The sequence below is a fragment of the Staphylococcus sp. OJ82 genome (assembly GCF_000294465.1).
In the GTDB taxonomy this organism is placed as follows: Bacteria; Bacillota; Bacilli; order Staphylococcales; family Staphylococcaceae; genus Staphylococcus; species Staphylococcus equorum.
This window is the reverse complement of record NZ_ALPU01000010.1, coordinates 492538-512001: the sequence shown is the minus strand read 5'-3', so window position 1 is coordinate 512001 and position 19464 is coordinate 492538. Positions and strand designations below refer to the sequence as shown.

The following is a 19464-nucleotide window of genomic DNA, read 5'->3' as shown; positions in this document are numbered from 1 at the left end:
GTCTGTATACGATACTTATTTCAAATACATAAACACACTTTTTTTAAATTTTTCAAAAATCGTTTATTATAGTATATACATTGAATTAAAGAAGTAAAAAATACAGGTTATTTTAAGCCGTTAAATTGTCAATATAGTACATAAACTTTATACTGATTAGGAATAGAGTAACATAAGGAGAATTACGAATGGATTGTATGACTACGAAACTTAACGAAAAAGATCAATTTATTTCAAAAATTAAACAAAGTGATTCAACACTAGCTCAGTTCTATCATTTAGATGCAATGGATGAGAAGAACTATAAACACAGACTTCTTAGTGAAAATAATGGAAGAGAAGTTGCATTAGCAAAAGTGATTGAAAACTATATGAGTGATTTATCTTTGACTGAAGAACAAGAAAGTAATATTAAATTATTAAGTAATGGCGCAAAAGTAATTGTTGGTGGACAACAAGCAGGTTTATTTGGTGGACCTTTGTATACATTCCATAAAATATTTTCTATTATTACGCTAAGCCAAAAACTATCTAAAGATTATAATAAACATATTGTACCTGTGTTTTGGATTGCAGGGGAAGACCATGATTTTGACGAAGTAAATCATACTTATGCATACAATAATCAAGATGCTAAGTTACATAAAATCAAATATCATACAATGGAGCCACCTGAAGCAAGCGTCTCACATTATAATCCTGATAAAGCTCAACTCAAAGAAACTTTGAATCAATTTTTCCAACAACTGAATGAAACTGAACATTCACGACCTTTAATTGAAATGTGCCGTAATATTATTGATGCACATGATAGTTGGTCCGATATGTTTAAAGCATTACTACATGAAGTGTTTAAAACATATGGTTTATTAATGATAGATGCTAATGATCCTGAACTACGTCGGTTAGAGCAACCGTTGATTAGAAAGATTGTGGAAAATCATCTTGATGTTGATGCAGCCTTTAGGAAAACACAAACACAAACAACAAATAGTGGTTTAGAGCAAATGATTCAAACAGATACAAATGTGCATTTGTTTTTACACGAAGACAATATGAGACAATTACTAACATTCAAAGAGGGACAATTCTATTTGAATAAATCAGATAAGACAATGACGCCCCAAGAGGTTTTAAGTATAGTAGATTCTGAACCAGAAAGATTTTCAAATAATGTGGTAACAAGACCTGTAATGGAAGAATGGTTATTTAATACTGTTGCTTTTATTGGCGGACCAAGTGAAATAAAGTATTGGACTGAATTGAGTGATGTGTTTAGAACGTTGGATGTTTCAATGCCAATCGTCCTACCACGCTTGCGAATTACTTATATTAATCACAGAATTGAAAAATTATTAGCACAATATCAACTGGGTAAAAACCAAATTATCGAAAATGGAATTGAAGATGCAAAACAAAAATTTGTTAGAGCACAAGCATCTCAAGCATTTATTGATCAAATCGAATCAATGAAAGCACAACAAGAAACACTATATCAATCGTTAAAATCAGAAGTAAAAGGCAACAACGATAATACATTGTTATTAGAAAAAAACAATTCAATTCATCAAAAGCAATACGATTATTTGATAAATAGATATTTATTAAATATAGAACGAGAAAATGAAATTAGTATGAAACATTTCAAAGAATTAAGTGGCACACTTCATCCAATGGAAGGATTGCAAGAACGAATATGGAACCCTTTACAAATTATGAATGATTTTGGGATAAATGTGTTCAGTCCCTCCACTTATCCACCACTTTCTTACACTTTTGATCATATTATAATAAAACCTTAGAGGCAGTAAGGGTGCACCCGATTCATCATTATGATGAATCGGGTGTTTTTTTACGTTGAATAAGAAATTGTGGTGAAAATTGTATAATTAGTGGAGGATAGTGGTGAGATGTGGTAAATTATATATATAAGAAGGTGAGGTGATTATAAATGTTCATGGGAGAATACGAGCATCAGTTGGATACAAAGGGACGTATGATAGTGCCTTCCAAGTTTCGCTATGACTTAAATGAGCGTTTTATAATCACTCGAGGCCTTGACAAATGTTTGTTTGGCTATACTTTGGAAGAATGGCAAATTATCGAAGAGAAGATGAAGACATTACCAATGACTAAAAAGGACGCTCGTAAATTTATGCGTATGTTCTTCTCTGGAGCCGTAGAAGTAGAATTAGATAAACAAGGGCGTATTAACATTCCGCAAAATTTGCGACAATACGCCAACTTAAGTAAGGAATGTACAGTAATAGGTGTCTCAAATCGTATTGAAATTTGGGATAGAGGAACTTGGAACAGTTTCTATGAAGAATCTGAAGATAGTTTCGAAGATATTGCTGAAGACCTGATTGATTTTGATTTTTAATAGGAGGAGTTAAATTTGTTTCATCATGTCAGCGTTATGCTTAAAGAAACCATTGATTATTTAAATATTAAAGAAGATGGTGTCTATGTCGACTGTACATTAGGTGGCGCAGGGCATGCCCTCTATTTATTAAATCAATTGGGTGACGAAGGTAGGCTTATAGCAATCGACCAAGATAGAACAGCGATTGAAAATGCTAAAGAAGTTTTGAAAGAACACTTACATAAAGTGACCTTTGTCCATAGCAACTTTAGAAAATTAACTGAAATTTTAAATGATTTGAATATTGAAAAAGTAGATGGCATCTACTACGACTTAGGTGTGTCCAGTCCACAATTGGATGTACCTGAACGTGGGTTTAGTTATCATAACGATGCCAAATTAGACATGCGAATGGATCAAACACAATCGTTATCAGCTTATGAAGTTGTAAATGATTGGCAATTTGAAAAATTAGTCAGAATCTTTCATAGATATGGCGAAGAAAAATTTTCAAAACAAATTGCCCGACGTATAGAACAGAACAGAGAACAAAAGCCAATCGAAACAACGTTAGAACTCGTTGATGTAATAAAAGAAGGTATACCTGCAAAAGCTAGACGAAAAGGTGGTCATCCTGCAAAAAGGATTTTCCAAGCAATTAGAATCGCAGTGAATGATGAATTATCTTCATTCGAAGATTCGCTAGAACAAGCGATAGGTGCAGTGAAAATTGATGGTAGAATTTCAGTCATAACTTTCCATTCATTGGAAGATCGATTATGCAAACAAATGTTTCAAGAATATGAAAAAGGTCCAGATGTTCCACGGGGATTGCCAGTCATACCTGAAGCGTACACGCCTAAATTGAAACGCGTTAACCGTAAACCCATTACCGCTGCTGAAGAAGATCTAGATAATAATAACCGTGCGCGTAGTGCGAAGTTACGTGTTGCAGAAATATTGAAATAAGGAGTGAATGATGAGTGGCAGTAGAGAAGATTTATCAACCTTATAATGGATCAGAACAACAGGTTCCCGAATCACAGCCGAGGAAACAACCTAAAACGCAACCTAAAACCAAAACCGTAAAACGCAAAGTAGTAGTTCAACTTACAAAGTTTGAGAAAATGTTATACATAGGACTTATAACAGTAATTGCTTTAATAAGTATTTATATGCTATCTTTAAAAATGGATGCGTATGATACTCGAGGAAAAATTGCAGATTTAGATACTAAAATCGAACAACAATCAAGTGAAAACAGCGCAATAGAATCTGAAATTAAAAAGAACTCTTCATATGAACGCATTTACGATAAGGCAAAAGACGAAGGAATGAGCCTTAAGAACGACAATGTAAAGGTAGTGCGTAATAATGGCGAAGCGAAAAATTAGATTTAAAAAACCGAACTTTTTAATTAAACAAAGTAAAATAGGGGCAGTCCTACTCGTTCTCGGATTTGGACTGCTCTTTTTTACGTTGGTTTTAAGATACTCATATATTATGTTGACAGGTCACTCTTCCGGTGAAGATTTAATAATGAAGGCAAACGAAAAATATTTAGTCCAAAGCCAAGAGCAGCCTGAACGTGGAAAAATATATGACCGTAATGGAAAAGTACTAGCAGAAGACGTAGAAAGATATAAAGTCGTTGCCATTGTTGATAAAAAAGCGAGTGAAGGTAGCGAGAAACCGAAACATGTTAAAGACAAAAAAGAAACTGCAAAAAAATTAGCGACAGTGATAGACATGTCTGAAGAAGATATTGAAAAAAGATTGGATAACAAGAAAGCATTTCAAGTTGAATTTGGACAAAAAGGTTCTGATTTAACCTATCAAGAAAAAGAAAAGATAGAGAAAATGAACTTACCTGGAGTCACGCTTTATCCAGAAACTGAACGTTTCTATCCTAATGGTAACTTTGCATCACACCTTATTGGAATAGCACAAAAAGATGCTGATACGGGTGAATTAAATGGTGCTATGGGTGTTGAAAAGATATTCGATAGTTATTTATCAGGACAAAAAGGTGCATTATCTTATATTCATGATATTTGGGGCTATATTGCGCCGAATACTAAAAAAGAGAAAATACCACAACGCGGTGATGATGTCCATTTAACGATAGATTCCAATATTCAAGTCTTTGTTGAAGAAGCACTAGATGGAATGGTTGAGCATTATAAACCGAAAGATTTATTTGCTGTAGTCATGGATGCAGATACAGGCGAAATTCTCGCTTACAGTCAACGACCTACGTTCAATCCAGAAACTGGTGAAGATTTTGGTAAAAAGTGGGCGAATGATTTGTATCAAAATACGTATGAACCAGGTTCCACATTTAAAAACTTTGGTTTAGCAGCAGCAATTGAAGAAGGAGAATTTAAGCCAGATAAAAAATATACAGCAGAACCTAAAGAAGTCATGGGCTCAAAAATTTCCGACTGGAACAAAGTAGGTTGGGGAGAAATACCAATGTCACTTGGGTTCACATATTCTTCAAACACCTTAATGATGCATTTACAAGATTTAGTTGGTTCAGATAAGATGAAAGAATGGTATGAAAAATTTGGATTCGGTGAATCAACGAACGGCATGTTTGATGGTGAAGCTACTGGTGATATCGCATGGGATAATGAAGCACAGCAAAAAACATCTGCATTTGGTCAATCAACGACTGTAACACCAGTACAAATGTTACAAGCGCAATCAGCGTTCTATAATGAAGGTAATATGTTGAAACCATGGTTTATAGATAGTGTATCTAATCCTGTAAGTAATGATACTTTCTATAAAGGTGAAAAAGAAATCGCTGGTAAACCAATCAAAAAAGATACTGCTAAAAAAGTACGTACTGAAATGGATAAGGTTGTTAACAGCGAAAAGAGTAATGCTAAAAACTATAGAATCGATGGTTATGAAATAGAAGGTAAAACCGGTACAGCACAAGTAGCGGATCCAGATAATGGTGGATACGTAGAGGGTGAAAATCCATATTTCGTAAGCTTTATCGGTGATGCACCAAAAGATGACCCAGAAGTTGTCGTTTATGCTGGTATGAGTTTAGCTCAGAAAAATGACCAAGAAGCTTATGAAAGTGGTGTAAGTAAGGCTTTTAAACCAATTATGGAGAACACGTTGAAATATCTGAACGTCGGCGATAAAAATTCGAAAGACAAATCAGATGTGAAATACAGCAAAGTGCCTGACGTTGAAGGCCAAGAAACACAAAAAGCACAAGACAAAGTGAATAGTAAGTCTCTAGAACCTATCGTTATAGGTGACGGTGAGAAAATTACAAAACAATCTGTTACTGCAGATAAAGAAGTATTACCTAATAGTAGAGTGTTATTATTGACTGATGGCGATGTTACGATGCCAAACATGTCCGGCTGGACTAAAGAAGAAGTCGTTGCATTTGAAAAGCTTACGAATACAAAAGTAACTACTAAAGGTAGTGGATTTGTTTCTGAGCAATCGATAACAGAAGGTCAAAAGATAAGTAAAAAAGATAAGATAGAAGTAACGTTGTCTTCTGAAGAAATTAATGGAGAAACAGCTGATGACGAATCAAAATCTAAAGACAATGAAGAAAATAAAGAAGATAAAGAATAAATTTAATTAGCACAACTTCTGAATTCAATTTTAAATCATGTTAGAATATTTGTTTCATGATTATGAGGTGTTCACAAATAGTGGCTTGTCAGTATTTAGTAGCGTATGACGTTAATTAAATAACTGATAAAGCTACTTACCTCTATACATACTGTAGCCACTTAGCACTTAGAAATAATCCAATTAAATATATAAAGGAGCATAATATGGTTTATTTACTCGCAATTATCGCACTTTTAGTCACTTTTATATTAGTCCCAGTATTGATACCAACATTAAAAAGAATGAAATTTGGGCAAAGTATTAGGGAAGAGGGTCCGCAAAGTCATATGAAAAAAACAGGCACACCTACAATGGGTGGACTTACTTTCCTGATTAGTATCATTGTAACTTCGATACTCGCAACTATTTTTATGGAAAATCCAAATCCAATTATTTTACTATTATTTGTAACAATAGGGTTTGGTTTAATCGGATTCATAGATGATTACATCATTGTTGTGAAAAAGAACAATGAAGGGTTAACAAGTAAACAAAAATTCTTAGCACAGATTGCTATCGCAGTCATCTTCTTCATTTTGAGCCAAGCGTTTAATTTAACTGATTTTTCTACAGGAATACATATTCCATTTACGAATACAGAAATACCACTATCTATTGCATATGTAATATTCATTGTGTTTTGGCAAGTAGGTTTCTCAAATGCAGTGAATTTAACAGATGGTTTAGATGGATTAGCAACTGGTTTGTCTATAATTGGATTTGTTATGTATGCAATTATGGCTTATTTCCAAGGTGCTACCTCTATCAGCCTGTTCTGTATTATTATGATTTTTGCTTTAGTTGGGTTCTTACCATTCAATTTAAACCCAGCCAAAGTATTTATGGGAGATACAGGTAGCTTGGCGTTAGGTGGTATATTTGCCACAATTTCAATTATGTTAAATCAAGAATTATCACTCATTTTTATTGGTTTCGTGTTTGTTGCAGAAACTTTATCAGTAATTATTCAGGTTACATCTTTCAAATTAACAGGAAAACGAATTTTCAAAATGTCACCATTACATCATCATTTCGAATTAGTTGGTTGGAATGAGAAGAAAGTTGTTACGGTATTTTGGACAGTAGGCTTGATTTCAGGACTAATTGGCCTATGGATTGGAGTGAATTAAATTGCTGAAATATACAGGATTAGAAAATAAAAATGTATTAGTAATTGGATTAGCGAAAAGTGGTTATGAAGCAGCGAAGTTGTTAAGTAAGTTGGGCGCGAATGTCATAGTTAATGATGGCAAAGATTTAAGCCAAGATTCACATGCCAAAGATTTAGAAAATAGAGGGGTTAAAGTCATTGGTGGAGAACATCCATTGTCTTTACTTGATAGTAATCCTATTATAGTTAAAAATCCTGGAATACCCTACACTGTACCTTTACTTGAAGCAGCAGTAGAAAAAGGCTTGAAAATCTTAACAGAAGTTGAATTGAGTTATTTGATATCAGAAGCACCTATTATTGGTGTCACAGGTACCAATGGTAAAACTACAGTAACGTCATTAATTGGAGATATGTTTCAAAAAAGCAGAGTAACAGGTAAAGTATCAGGGAATATTGGATATGTTGCTTCTAAAGTAGCTCAAGAGGTTACAGCAAATGATTATTTAGTTACGGAACTATCTTCATTCCAACTACTTGGTATAGATCGATACAAGCCACATATTGCTATTATTACAAATATATATTCGGCACATCTTGATTACCATGAATCGTTAGAGAACTATCAAAATGCTAAAAAAGAAATTTATAAAAATCAAACAGAGGACGATTATTTAATTTGTAATTATCACCAACGTCATTTAATTGAATCGGAATCATTAAGTGCCAAAACCTATTATTTTTCTACACAACAAGAAGTTGATGGTATTTATGTAAAAGATGGTTTTATTGTGTTTCAAGGATTTAGAATTATTCATAAAGATGATTTAGTATTACCAGGTGAACATAATTTAGAAAATATACTTGCAGCGACGTTAGCTGCACTTTTAGCTGGTATATCAGTAAGAGCAATCATCGATAGTCTTACTACATTTTCTGGTATTGAACATAGATTACAATATGTGGGTTCAAATAAAACGAATAAATATTACAATGATTCAAAAGCAACCAATACACTTGCAACACAATTTGCACTAAATTCATTTGATCAATCAATTATTTGGTTATGTGGTGGTTTAGATCGTGGTAACGATTTTGATGAACTTATTCCTTATATGAAAAACGTCAAGGTGATGGTCGCATTTGGAGAAACACAAAGTAAATTTGTGAAACTAGGTGAAAGTCAGGGCAAATACGTAATAACAGCGACTGATGTACAAGACGCAGTCGATAAAATACAAGACGCTATAGAGCCAAATGACGTTGTACTTTTATCTCCAGCCTGTGCAAGTTGGGATCAATACAATACTTTTGAAGAGCGTGGAAATAAATTTATAAAAAGTTTCCAAGCGCACTTACCTTCTTTTTAAAGGGTGTGAAAATGAATGACTAATAAAGTAAGTGAATTTGACTCTGAATACTTAAAAGAAAAACGAGCAAAACGTCGAAAAAGACAAAAGCAAATTCAATATTCAGTATTTGGTGTATTGTTATTTATTATCATTTTGATTCTTATATATATGTTCACGCCTTTAAGTAAGATAAGTAGTGTGGAAATAAAAGGCAATGATAATGTTTCCAAAAGTGCAATCAATAAAGCAATTGACGTTAAAGACAACTCTAGAATGTACACATATAGCACTTCAAAAGCGACGGATAAATTAAAAGAAAACAAATTGATAAAAAGCGCGAAAATCACGAAACAAATGCCTAACAAATTAATGGTTGAGATCTCTGAAAATCAAATTGTTGGAATGACGAAAAAGAAAGATAATTACGTGCCTATTCTAGAAAATGGTACAGAATTGAAAAACTATGATGGTAATGCAACGGATGATGGACCCATTTTAGTAGGATTTGAAAAAGAGGAGAAAGAAAAAATTATTAATGAACTTGCAAAAATGCCAGCAAATGTAAGAGGTATGATTGCAGAAATTAAATATGATCCTCAAGAAAATTTACAAAATCAAATCAAATTATTCACATCTGATGATATCCAAATTCTTGGTAATCTCAATACGATTGCTAATAAAATGAAATATTATCCGCAAATGTCTCAATCGCTAGAACGTGATGAATCAGGCGAATTGAAAAAGTCAGGATATATTGATTTATCAGTAGGTGCATCATTTATTCCTTATAGTGGTGGTAACGAAACAAAATCAGCAAGTGACAAAAATGTAGACGAACAAACAACAGAAACAGATGCAGCAAAAGATGAGTTACAAAGTGCATTAAACAAAATAAATAAAGAATCAGATAAAAATAATTAAAAAATTTCGACAAATACATGTGTTTATAGTTCACAAGCATCAAAACGTATTGTAAACTGTTAATAGTGTGAACTTGAATAAGTTATTGTCAGGAGGTGCCTATCTATGGAAGAGCATTATTATGTAAGTATAGATATTGGTTCATCAAGCGTTAAAACGATAGTGGGCGAAAAATTTCACAATGGTATAAATGTGATAGGTACAGGACAGACCTACACAAGTGGGATTAAAAATGGTCTTATTGATGATTTCGATATCGCTAAACAAGCGGTAAAAGATACAATCAAAAAAGCCTCTATTGCTTCAGGTGTAGATATTAAAGAAGTGTTTTTAAAACTTCCAATAGTCGGAACTGAAGTATTTGATGAAGTAAATGAAATAGAATTTTATGAAGATACAGAATTGAATGGTACACATATTGAAAGTGTGCTTGAAGGTATTCGTGAAAAAAATGATGTGCCAGAAACTGAAATTATAAATGCATTCCCGATTAAATTTATTGTTGATGGGGAAAATGAAGTTTCAGATCCAAAAGAATTAATTGCTAGACATGGTTTGAAAGTAGAAGCTGGTGTTATTGCAATTCAAAAATCAATTTTAATCAATATGATTAAATGTGTTGAATCTTGTGGCGTAGATGTATTAGATGTGTATTCAGATGCGTATAACTATGGTTCAGTGCTATCAGCTACTGAAAAAGAGCTAGGTACATGTATCATCGATATCGGTGAAGATATTACACAACTTGCATTTTATGAACGTGGCGAGCTTGTTGATGCTGAGGCAATTGAGATGGCTGGTCGAGATATCACAGAAGATATTTCGCATGGCTTAAACACATCTTATGAAACAGCAGAAAAGATTAAACATCAATATGGTCACGCTTTCTTTGAATCTGCTTCTGATCATGACGTATTTAGTGTAGACCAAGTGGATAGTGAAGAAGAAGCTCAATTTACTCAAAAAGATTTAGCAGATATTATTGAAGCACGTGTTGAAGATATCTTCTTTAATGTTTTTGATATATTACAAGAGCTAGGACTTACTAAAGTTAACGGCGGTTTCGTTGTTACTGGTGGTTCGGCAAACCTATTAGGTGTTAAAGAATTACTACAAGATATGGTAAGTGAAAAAGTAAGAATTCATACACCGTCACAAATGGGCATTAGAAAACCTGAATTTTCTTCAGCAATTTCAACAATTTCTAGTAGCATTACTTTCGACGAATTGCTAGATTATGTTACAATTAGTAATCATGACCGTGAAGAATTCGAAGAAGAAGTCATCGAATCTGATGAAAGAGAACATAGCACAAAATCAAGCGGATTTGACTGGTTCAAGAAAAAATCAAACAAACAAGAAGAGCCACAAACGTCAGCTTCTGAAATGGAAGAACCAGAAGCACCTGAGGAATACGACGAAAAAGTAGACGTCAACCAAGATGAAGAACGTAAACCTCAGGACAAAGAAGAAGGTAAATTCAAAAAACTTATGAAATCTCTATTCGATTGATTGGCCATTAAAACTAGGAGGAAATATAAATGTTAGAATTTGAACAAGGATTTAATCATTTAGCGACGTTGAAAGTCATCGGTGTAGGGGGCGGCGGTAACAACGCTGTAAACCGTATGATTGACCATGGTATGAATAATGTTGAATTTATTTCAATCAATACGGATGGACAAGCTTTAAACCTGTCTAAAGCTGAAGCTAAAATCCAAATTGGTGAAAAATTAACACGTGGTTTAGGCGCTGGAGCTAACCCGGACATTGGTAAAAAAGCTGCAGAAGAGTCTCGTGAACAGATTGAAGATGCTATCCAAGGCGCAGATATGGTATTCGTAACTGCTGGTATGGGTGGCGGTACTGGTACTGGTGCTGCTCCAGTCGTAGCAAAAATTGCTAAAGAAATGGGAGCATTAACAGTAGGTGTCGTTACACGTCCATTTGGTTTTGAAGGTCGTAAGCGTCAAACACAAGCAGCAGCTGGTGTAGAATCAATGAAAGCAGCTGTAGATACATTAATCGTTATTCCTAATGACAGATTATTAGATATCGTTGATAAATCAACACCTATGATGGAAGCATTTAAAGAAGCCGACAACGTATTACGTCAAGGTGTTCAAGGTATTTCTGATTTAATCGCAGTATCAGGTGAAGTAAACCTTGACTTTGCAGATGTGAAAACAATCATGTCTAACCAAGGTTCAGCATTAATGGGAATTGGTGTTTCTTCTGGCGAAAACCGCGCAGTAGAAGCAGCTAAAAAGGCGATTTCGTCACCATTATTAGAAACTTCAATCGTTGGTGCACAGGGTGTACTTATGAATATCACTGGTGGAGAGTCACTATCACTTTTCGAAGCACAAGAATCAGCTGACATCGTACAAGATGCAGCAGACGAAGATGTAAATATGATTTTCGGTACTGTAATTAATCCAGAATTACAAGACGAAATTGTAGTTACAGTTATCGCTACTGGATTTGAAGATAAACCTTCATCACAAGCACGTAAAGCTTCAAATACTGGTTTCGGTACAAGCGCAACAAGTAGTAACAGTTCAAAAGAAGATTCATTTGCATCAAATACAGCAAATACTTCTCAACCATCAGAAAGTGCTAGTGAAGGCAGAAGTCATACTACAAATGAAGATGACATTCCAAGCTTTATCAGAAATAGAGAAGAAAGACGTTCAAGAAGAACTAGACGTTAATTTTCGAACTAGCTCGCCTTGTATACATAGGGCTTAAAGCTTAAAGTAGTCAATAATAAATACAATGATGTCATCAGGTCCAAAGATCTGATGACTTTTTTGAATTTTATTGCTATTTGTGAATATAACTTAATCATATATCTGTCTAAAATTTTAGAATAAATTATTGTCGCGGGTCTCCTATATGAAGTCATAGCGAGGAATTACAGTTTTAATTAATGGAGGGTCATAGTATGCATGATAAATTTATTAAAGATAATCATATATTGAAATATGAGGATAGCCATTTAAACAATGTAAAATTGGGTATAACAACAAGAGAAGAAGGTTTGAGTCCCTATCCTAAATCAGCTTTTAACATGGCTAGATATATTAATGATAATCCACAACACGTTACACAACATCAAGAAGAGCTTGCAGCTGTAATTCAATACCCGAGAGAACAATGGGTATTTCCTATACAAACGCATGAAAATAAAGTTGTAGAGGTGACAGCTAAAGATAAAGGCACGAATATTGATATTTTAACGGATGCTCTACATGGTGTAGATGCATTATATACGTATGAATCTGATATTCTGCTTACAATGTGCTACGCGGACTGTGTACCTATATATTTTTATAGTGAAAAACATCATTACATCGGTTTAGCACATGCTGGTTGGAGAGGAACTGTCGGTCAAATTGTGAATGAAGTCATTCGCCATATCAATTTTAATTTAAATGATTTGAATATCGTAATTGGACCTGCAACATCTACAACTTATGAAATTAATGATGATATTAAATCAAAATTTGAATCATTACCGATAGACATGAATGAATATATTGAGACAAGAGACAATGACAGACATGGCATTGATTTAAAACGCGCGAATGCTTTATTAATTGAAAATGCAGGTGTTCCTAAAGACAATATTTATATTACTAACTATGCGACATCTGACGATTTATCCTTATTTTTCTCATATAGAGTAGAGAAAGGGAATACTGGCCGCATGTTAGCATTTATCGGTCAATAATGAAGAGGTGTAGAGATTTGAACGTACAATATAATTTAGAACAAATTGAAAAACAATTAAAAACACACTGCGAAAAAGGTAATATTTCAACGTTGCCAAACGTGATTGCAGTGACAAAGTATGTTACAATAGACCGAGCTAATGATGCTTATCATGCGGGGATTAGACATTTTGGTGAGAATCGTTTAGAAGGATTTCAACTAAAAAAAGAAGCTTTACCTGACGACATAGTAATGCATTTTATTGGTTCATTGCAGACTAGAAAGGTAAAAGAAGTGATTAATGAAATTGATTACTTTCATGCATTAGATCGTCTTAAATTAGCAAAAGAAATTAACAAAAGGGCAGAACACAAAATAAAGTGTTTTGTTCAAGTAAATGTTTCAGGTGAAAAATCTAAACAAGGTGTTGCGTTGGAAGATGTGAATACTTTTATTGAAACATTGGAACAATATGAAAATTTAGAAGTAGTTGGTCTTATGACTATGGCTCCATTAACTGATGACGAGTCATATATAAAAAGCTTATTTCAATCATTAAGGAATAAAAGAGATGAGATTAAAGCGCTCAATTTAAATTATGCACCATGTACTGAGTTATCGATGGGAATGAGTAATGATTTCCACTTAGCTGCTGAAGAAGGTGCGTCATTTGTGAGAATTGGGACTAAACTTGTAGGAAAAGAGGAGTGAGCCCCGTGGCTTTAAAAGATTTATTTAGTGGATTTTTCGTGGTTGAAGAAGAAGATGACGAATTAGAAGCACCAGAAGAAGAACAAGGTAGACAACAAAACAAGCAACAAGCGCAGTCTCAAACGAATTTCAATGAATATAAAAATAATGAAAATACAGAGCGACAAAGATCCATACAATCCGTTCCCAAAAAGCAGTCATCAAGATTACAGCAATCCTCAGGTGAAAGGAAGTATCAAATGAATAACACTTCATCAAAAAATAATGCAAGGAACGTTGTGAATATGAATAATCAAGAACAAGATCAATTCGGTTTTACAGAAGAAAGTTCTAAAATGTGTTTATTTGAACCACGTGTTTTTTCAGATACTCAAGATATCGCAGACGAACTCAAAAATCGTCGCGCAACTTTAGTTAATTTACAGCGTATTGATAAAGTTTCTGCTAAACGTATTATCGACTTTTTAAGCGGTACAGTTTATGCAATCGGTGGAGACATTCAACGCGTAGGGTCAGATATATTCTTATGTACTCCAGATAATATTGAAGTCGCTGGTAGTATTACAGATCACATAGAAAATATGGAATACCAAGGTGAATAGAGGTAATAATAAATGGATATAGGTTTATTAGGAAGTATATTTAGTTTTATTTTATTCTTGGTTCAAATTTATTATTACGGAATGATTGTTTATTTCTTTATGTCATGGATACCTAATGCACGAGAAAATAAATTTGGTCAATTTTTAGCTAAAATTTATGAACCATTTTTAGAACAGTTCCGTAAAATTATTCCTCCAATTGGTATGATTGATATATCATCAATTGTAGCAATAATTGTACTTGTCTTATTCCGACAAGGTTTAGCAAGTATTTTTAATCTAATTTTGAGTAATTTAGCTTAAATAAATTTACGTTGAATAGAATTGAAGTTTACTTATAACTAATGTATAAAATAAATGAGAAGCACCTAACGTTGTATGACGCGAGGTGCTTTCTCTTGTATGTGGAGTGATTAACATCGATATTTACCAGCATTTTAGAAAAGAAGAACATGAATTAATAGATCAACTTATGGATAAGTGTAACCGTGCGAATGAGCAGTATGCGCCTATATTAACACCTTTTCTAGACCCACGTGGACAATATATTATGAGTGTTATAGTGGGTAGTTACGATGATTTAGAAGTCACATTCTTTGGTGGGCCATATGCAGAACGCAAAAGGGCTATTGTTGCACCTGATTATCTTATGCCAGAAGAAGAACTGTTTGAAATTGTATTGGTTGAAATAGACTATCCTCAAAAGTTTGTAACGCTACAACATCAACATATATTAGGAACAATTATGTCTTTAGGGATAGAAAGAGAGCAATTAGGAGATATTATTGTAGATGATTCAATTCAATTTACTTTGACAAAACAATTGGAATCTTATATTATGTTAGAACTAAATAGGATTAAGGGTGCTACAGTTAAACTTAATTCTATTCCTATAAAAGATATGATACAATCAAAAGAGCATTGGCAAACATATGAAGCTACTGTGAGTGGTTTGCGTTTAGATGTCATCTTAAAAGAAATGATTCGCAAATCCCGTACAATTGCTAAACAATTAATTGATAAAAAGCGTGTCAAGGTCAATCATACAATGATCGACGCTACAGATTTTCAACTTGATAGTGGTGACTTATTGTCAATCCAAGGTTATGGTAGAGCAATGATTACTGATATTGGTGGTAAAACAAAAAAAGATAAAGTAAGAATTTCGTACAAAACTTTATTCAAATAATGTTATACTTATATAACGTATAAACAAGTTAAATTAGATTTCTATCAATAAGAATGCATACAAATGATTATAAAAAAATAGAAAATATAGACATAAATCACTATTTCAGATATTTAAAGCAGTGCTAAAATAGTGTATTATAGAAGGAGGATAACGCATGCCTTTTACACCAAATGAAATAAAAAACAAAGACTTTACACGCGTAAAAACTGGTTTTGAACCAACTGAGGTTGAAAGCTATTTAGAACAACTAAGTAACGAAATTGAACGTTTAAAAGAAGATAAAAAGCAATTAGAGAAAGTCATTGAAGATAAAGATACAAATATACAGTCATATAAAGATGTTCATCAATCTGTAAGTGATGCTTTAATTCATGCGAAACAAGCTGGGGAAGAAACGAAATTAGCTGCAACTAAAGATGCTGAAGCAACAGTTTCTAAAGCACAAAGTGAGGCTAATAAAATTGTTAATGATGCGGTTGAAAAAGCACGTCGTCTCTCATTCCAAACTGAAGACATGAAACGACAATCAAAAATATTTAGATCACGTTTTCGCATGTTAGTTGAGGCTCAACTTGATTTACTAAAAAGTGAAGATTGGGATTATTTATTAAATTATGATCTTGATTCTGAACAAGTAACTCAAGAAAATATTAATCATTTACATGAAAATGATTTGACTGAAGAAGAAAAAGCGATGAAAGCGAAAGCAGAGGCAGATAGTACTGCAAAAGCAGATGCTCAGGCTACAAATACTGAAACAGATAAAAAATAGTAATTAATATAAATAACAGACGCGTAAACATCTTTTTGCATATCAAAGCGAGTTAGGGACAGTGAGAGCCTTTCATATGTAAGATGTTTATATCACTGTAATTTTAAAAAAATATATGAACAATGAGAGAACTCTAAGTTGAGTTAATCAGGGTGGTAACGCGGTATTAATCGTCCCTGTTAATTGAACTTAGGGTTCTTTTTATTGTACGGATGAATTGAATTTATTATGAAAATCGGAACAAGGAGTGTATAAAATGGATTATAAAGAAACGTTATTAATGCCAAAGACAGATTTCCCAATGCGCGGAGGGTTACCAAATAAAGAACCTAAGATCCAAGAAGAATGGGAAGCACAAAACATTTATCAAAAAGTGTTAGATAAAAATGAAGGGAATCCATCATACATTTTGCATGATGGCCCACCATACGCTAATGGTAATTTGCATATGGGACATGCACTGAATAAAATCTTAAAAGACATGATGATTAGATATAAATCAATGCGTGGGTTTTATGCACCTTACGTCCCAGGTTGGGATACGCATGGTTTACCTATTGAACAAGCACTAACTAAAAAAGGTGTTAAACGTAAAGAATTATCTATTGCTGAATTCAGAAAAAAATGTGAAGCATTTGCTTTAGAACAAATTGAAAATCAGAAAAAAGATTTTAAACGTTTAGGTGTTAAAGGTGATTTTGATAATCCATATATCACGTTAAAACCAGAATATGAAGCAGCACAAATTCGTTTATTTGGCGAAATGGCAGATAAAGGGTTAATTTACAAAGGCAAAAAACCTGTATATTGGTCACCATCAAGTGAATCTTCACTTGCAGAAGCAGAAATTGAATATCAAGATAAACGTTCAGCTTCTATCTATGTAGCGTTTGATGTTAAAGATGGTAAAGGCGTTGTAGATTCAGATGCGAAATTCATCATTTGGACAACAACACCATGGACATTACCTTCTAACGTGGCGATTACAGTACATCCTGATTTAACTTATGGTCAATATAATGTGAACGGTAAAAAATACATTATCGGTAAAGACTTAGCGAGTGATGTTGTTGAAGCATTAGGCTGGGATGAAAATACGCTTGAATTAGAAAAAGAATTTAAAGGTAGCGAATTAGAGTATGTGGAGACACAACATCCATTTGTTGACCGAGTTTCATTGGTTATCAATGGCTTACATGTTACTACTGATGCTGGTACAGGTTGTGTGCATACAGCACCTGGTCATGGTGAAGATGACTATGTCGTTGGTCAGAAGTACAAATTACCAGTAATTAGCCCAGTTGATGATAAAGGTGTCTTTACAGAAGAAGCTGGTCAATTTGAAGGTATGTTCTATGACAAAGCCAATAAAGCAATTACGGATGTGTTAAAAGAAAAAGATGCTTTATTAAATTTAGAGTTTATCACACATAGTTATCCTCATGATTGGCGTACGAAAAAACCTGTTATCTTCAGAGCAACGCCACAATGGTTTGCATCTATTGATAAAGTTCGTCAAGACATCTTAGATGCAATTGAAGTAACTGATTTTAAAGTAGATTGGGGTAAAACACGTATTTTCAATATGATCCGTGACCGTGGTGAATGGGTTATTTCACGTCAACGTGTCTGGGGTGTTCCTCTACCAGTATTTTATGCTGAAAATGGTGACATCATCATGACAAACGAAACTGTTAATCATGTTGCAGATTTATTTGAAGAATTTGGTTCTAATGTTTGGTTTGAACGTGATGCAAAAGACTTACTACCAGAAGGATTTACACATCCAAGTAGTCCAAACGGTGAATTTACTAAAGAAACAGATATTATGGATGTTTGGTTTGATTCTGGTTCATCTCACAGAGGCGTTTTAGAAGGGCGTCCTGAATTATCTTATCCAGCAGATTTATACATTGAAGGTAGTGACCAATACCGTGGTTGGTTTAACTCATCAATTACAACTTCTGTTGCGACAAGAGGTAAATCACCATATAAAATGCTCTTATCTCACGGCTTTGTTATGGACGGCTCAGGTAAAAAAATGAGTAAATCATTAGGTAACGTTATTGTGCCAGATCAAATTGTTAAACAAAAAGGTGCAGATATTGCACGACTTTGGGTAAGTAGTGTTGATTACTTAGCTGACGTTCGTATCTCAGATGAAATCTTAAAACAAACTTCTGATGTGTATCGTAAAATCAGAAATACATTAAGATTTATGTTAGGTAACGTGAATGATTATAATCCTGCTACTGATGCATTAGCTGAAGCAGATTTATTAGAAGTAGATAAATATTTATTAAATAGACTACGTGAATTTACAGCAAATACTTTAGATCATTATGATAACTATGATTACTTAGATATCTATCAAGAAGTTCAAAACTTTATTAACGTAGAATTAAGTAATTTCTATTTAGATTATGGTAAAGATATTTTATATATTGAAGAACGTGATTCTCATAAACGTCGTAGTATGCAAACAGTGTTATACCAAATTGTAGTGGATATGACGAAATTATTAGCACCAATCTTAGTGCATACTGCTGAAGAAGTTTGGTCTCATATTCCGCATGTTGAAGAAGAAAGTATTCACTTAACTCGTATGCCAGAACGCGCTGAAGTAGACCGTGAATTTTTAGATAGATGGAATACATTTATGGATTTACGTGATGATGTTAACCGTGCATTAGAAGTAGCACGTGGTGAAAAAGTAATTGGTAAATCATTAGAAGCAAAAGTTGTAATCGGTAGCAATGACAACTTTGATGCAACATCATTTTTACAACAATTCTCTGATTTACAGCAGTTATTTATTACTTCTCAAGCAGAAGTAGTGGAATCAGTTGAAAATGGTGTGGCTTATCAATATGGTGATATCCGTATTGAACACGCGCATGGTGAAAAATGTCAACGTTGTTGGAATTATAGTGAAGAACTAGGCTCAGTTGGCGAACTTGAAGACTTATGCCCACGTTGCCAAGAAGTCGTTAAAACACTCGTATAAAACGTAGTGTGATTAATTAGAAATAAAAATGAAATAATTAAATTAGGTTATATGTTT

17 protein-coding genes are annotated in these 19464 nt (G+C 33.5%); all 17 read left to right on the top strand.

The annotated features are described in order from the left end of the window. Nucleotides 1–188 precede the first annotated feature (188 nt). The gene (gene bshC / locus SOJ_RS09855) at nucleotides 189–1802 is read left to right on the top strand and encodes a bacillithiol biosynthesis cysteine-adding enzyme BshC (RefSeq protein ID WP_002507942.1); all 1614 of its coding nucleotides are present in this window, start codon (nucleotides 189–191) and stop codon (nucleotides 1800–1802) included. A gap of 149 nt (nucleotides 1803–1951) precedes the next feature. Then, nucleotides 1952–2383, top strand: coding sequence for a division/cell wall cluster transcriptional repressor MraZ (gene mraZ, locus SOJ_RS09850; protein WP_002507941.1), 432 nt, complete (start codon nucleotides 1952–1954; stop codon nucleotides 2381–2383). A 15-nt stretch (nucleotides 2384–2398) separates the two neighbouring features. Beyond that, nucleotides 2399–3334 (top strand): 16S rRNA (cytosine(1402)-N(4))-methyltransferase RsmH, encoded by a 936-nt coding sequence (gene rsmH / locus SOJ_RS09845; protein ID WP_002507940.1) that lies wholly within the window; start codon nucleotides 2399–2401, stop codon nucleotides 3332–3334. 14 nt (nucleotides 3335–3348) lie between these two features. Beyond that, nucleotides 3349–3759 (top strand): cell division protein FtsL, encoded by a 411-nt coding sequence (ftsL, locus tag SOJ_RS09840; protein ID WP_002507939.1) that lies wholly within the window; start codon nucleotides 3349–3351, stop codon nucleotides 3757–3759. Continuing rightward, nucleotides 3740–5980, top strand: coding sequence for a penicillin-binding protein (locus SOJ_RS09835; protein ID WP_002512287.1), 2241 nt, complete (start codon nucleotides 3740–3742; stop codon nucleotides 5978–5980). The genes ftsL and SOJ_RS09835 overlap by 20 nt, the downstream gene beginning before the upstream one ends. 206 nt (nucleotides 5981–6186) lie before the next feature. Next, complete coding sequence (mraY, locus tag SOJ_RS09830; RefSeq protein WP_002507937.1) at nucleotides 6187–7152, top strand: phospho-N-acetylmuramoyl-pentapeptide-transferase; 966 nt, start codon at nucleotides 6187–6189, stop codon at nucleotides 7150–7152. A gap of 1 nt (nucleotide 7153) precedes the next feature. Further along, nucleotides 7154–8503, top strand: a complete 1350-nt coding sequence (gene murD / locus SOJ_RS09825; RefSeq protein WP_002507936.1) for a UDP-N-acetylmuramoyl-L-alanine--D-glutamate ligase — start codon at nucleotides 7154–7156, stop codon at nucleotides 8501–8503. Between the two features lie 15 nt (nucleotides 8504–8518). Further along, nucleotides 8519–9406 carry a cell division protein FtsQ/DivIB gene (locus SOJ_RS09820; RefSeq protein WP_002507935.1) on the top strand — a complete coding sequence of 296 codons (888 nt, stop codon included), beginning with the start codon at nucleotides 8519–8521 and terminating at the stop codon, nucleotides 9404–9406. Between the two features lie 105 nt (nucleotides 9407–9511). Then, nucleotides 9512–10918, top strand: coding sequence for a cell division protein FtsA (ftsA, locus tag SOJ_RS09815; protein WP_002507934.1), 1407 nt, complete (start codon nucleotides 9512–9514; stop codon nucleotides 10916–10918). Nucleotides 10919–10947: 29 nt separating this feature from the next. Further along, nucleotides 10948–12120, top strand: coding sequence for a cell division protein FtsZ (gene ftsZ / locus SOJ_RS09810; protein ID WP_002507933.1), 1173 nt, complete (start codon nucleotides 10948–10950; stop codon nucleotides 12118–12120). 233 nt (nucleotides 12121–12353) lie between these two features. Then, entirely contained in the window at nucleotides 12354–13142 is a 789-nt protein-coding gene (pgeF, locus tag SOJ_RS09805; protein WP_002507932.1) for a peptidoglycan editing factor PgeF, read from the top strand. Between the two features lie 17 nt (nucleotides 13143–13159). After that, nucleotides 13160–13834 (top strand): YggS family pyridoxal phosphate-dependent enzyme, encoded by a 675-nt coding sequence (locus SOJ_RS09800; protein ID WP_002507931.1) that lies wholly within the window; start codon nucleotides 13160–13162, stop codon nucleotides 13832–13834. 5 nt (nucleotides 13835–13839) lie between these two features. Next, nucleotides 13840–14436, top strand: a complete 597-nt coding sequence (locus SOJ_RS09795; protein ID WP_002507930.1) for a cell division protein SepF — start codon at nucleotides 13840–13842, stop codon at nucleotides 14434–14436. Between the two features lie 12 nt (nucleotides 14437–14448). Further along, a complete protein-coding gene (locus SOJ_RS09790; RefSeq protein WP_002507929.1) occupies nucleotides 14449–14739 on the top strand; it encodes a YggT family protein in 291 nt (96 codons plus the stop codon). Nucleotides 14740–14845: 106 nt separating this feature from the next. After that, nucleotides 14846–15625 carry a YlmH family RNA-binding protein gene (locus SOJ_RS09785; RefSeq protein ID WP_002507928.1) on the top strand — a complete coding sequence of 260 codons (780 nt, stop codon included), beginning with the start codon at nucleotides 14846–14848 and terminating at the stop codon, nucleotides 15623–15625. A gap of 157 nt (nucleotides 15626–15782) precedes the next feature. Further along, a complete protein-coding gene (locus SOJ_RS09780) occupies nucleotides 15783–16400 on the top strand; it encodes a DivIVA domain-containing protein (protein WP_002507927.1) in 618 nt (205 codons plus the stop codon). Between the two features lie 256 nt (nucleotides 16401–16656). Then, nucleotides 16657–19407, top strand: a complete 2751-nt coding sequence (ileS, locus tag SOJ_RS09775; RefSeq protein WP_002507926.1) for an isoleucine--tRNA ligase — start codon at nucleotides 16657–16659, stop codon at nucleotides 19405–19407. Nucleotides 19408–19464: the final 57 nt, after the last annotated feature.

What these genes read in the sequence shown, in the direction of transcription:
- mraY (WP_002507937.1), top strand. Translation starts at nt 6,187, where the DNA reads ATGGTTTATTTACTCGCAATTATCGCACTTTTAGTCACTTTTATATTA.
- mraZ (WP_002507941.1), top strand. Translation starts at nt 1,952, where the DNA reads ATGTTCATGGGAGAATACGAGCATCAGTTGGATACAAAGGGACGTATG.
- ftsA (WP_002507934.1), top strand. Translation starts at nt 9,512, where the DNA reads ATGGAAGAGCATTATTATGTAAGTATAGATATTGGTTCATCAAGCGTT.
- pgeF (WP_002507932.1), top strand. Translation starts at nt 12,354, where the DNA reads ATGCATGATAAATTTATTAAAGATAATCATATATTGAAATATGAGGAT.
- ftsZ (WP_002507933.1), top strand. Translation starts at nt 10,948, where the DNA reads ATGTTAGAATTTGAACAAGGATTTAATCATTTAGCGACGTTGAAAGTC.
- SOJ_RS09820 (WP_002507935.1), top strand. Translation starts at nt 8,519, where the DNA reads ATGACTAATAAAGTAAGTGAATTTGACTCTGAATACTTAAAAGAAAAA.
- SOJ_RS09835 (WP_002512287.1), top strand. Translation starts at nt 3,740, where the DNA reads ATGGCGAAGCGAAAAATTAGATTTAAAAAACCGAACTTTTTAATTAAA.
- SOJ_RS09780 (WP_002507927.1), top strand. Translation starts at nt 15,783, where the DNA reads ATGCCTTTTACACCAAATGAAATAAAAAACAAAGACTTTACACGCGTA.
- ileS (WP_002507926.1), top strand. Translation starts at nt 16,657, where the DNA reads ATGGATTATAAAGAAACGTTATTAATGCCAAAGACAGATTTCCCAATG.
- bshC (WP_002507942.1), top strand. Translation starts at nt 189, where the DNA reads ATGGATTGTATGACTACGAAACTTAACGAAAAAGATCAATTTATTTCA.
- SOJ_RS09790 (WP_002507929.1), top strand. Translation starts at nt 14,449, where the DNA reads ATGGATATAGGTTTATTAGGAAGTATATTTAGTTTTATTTTATTCTTG.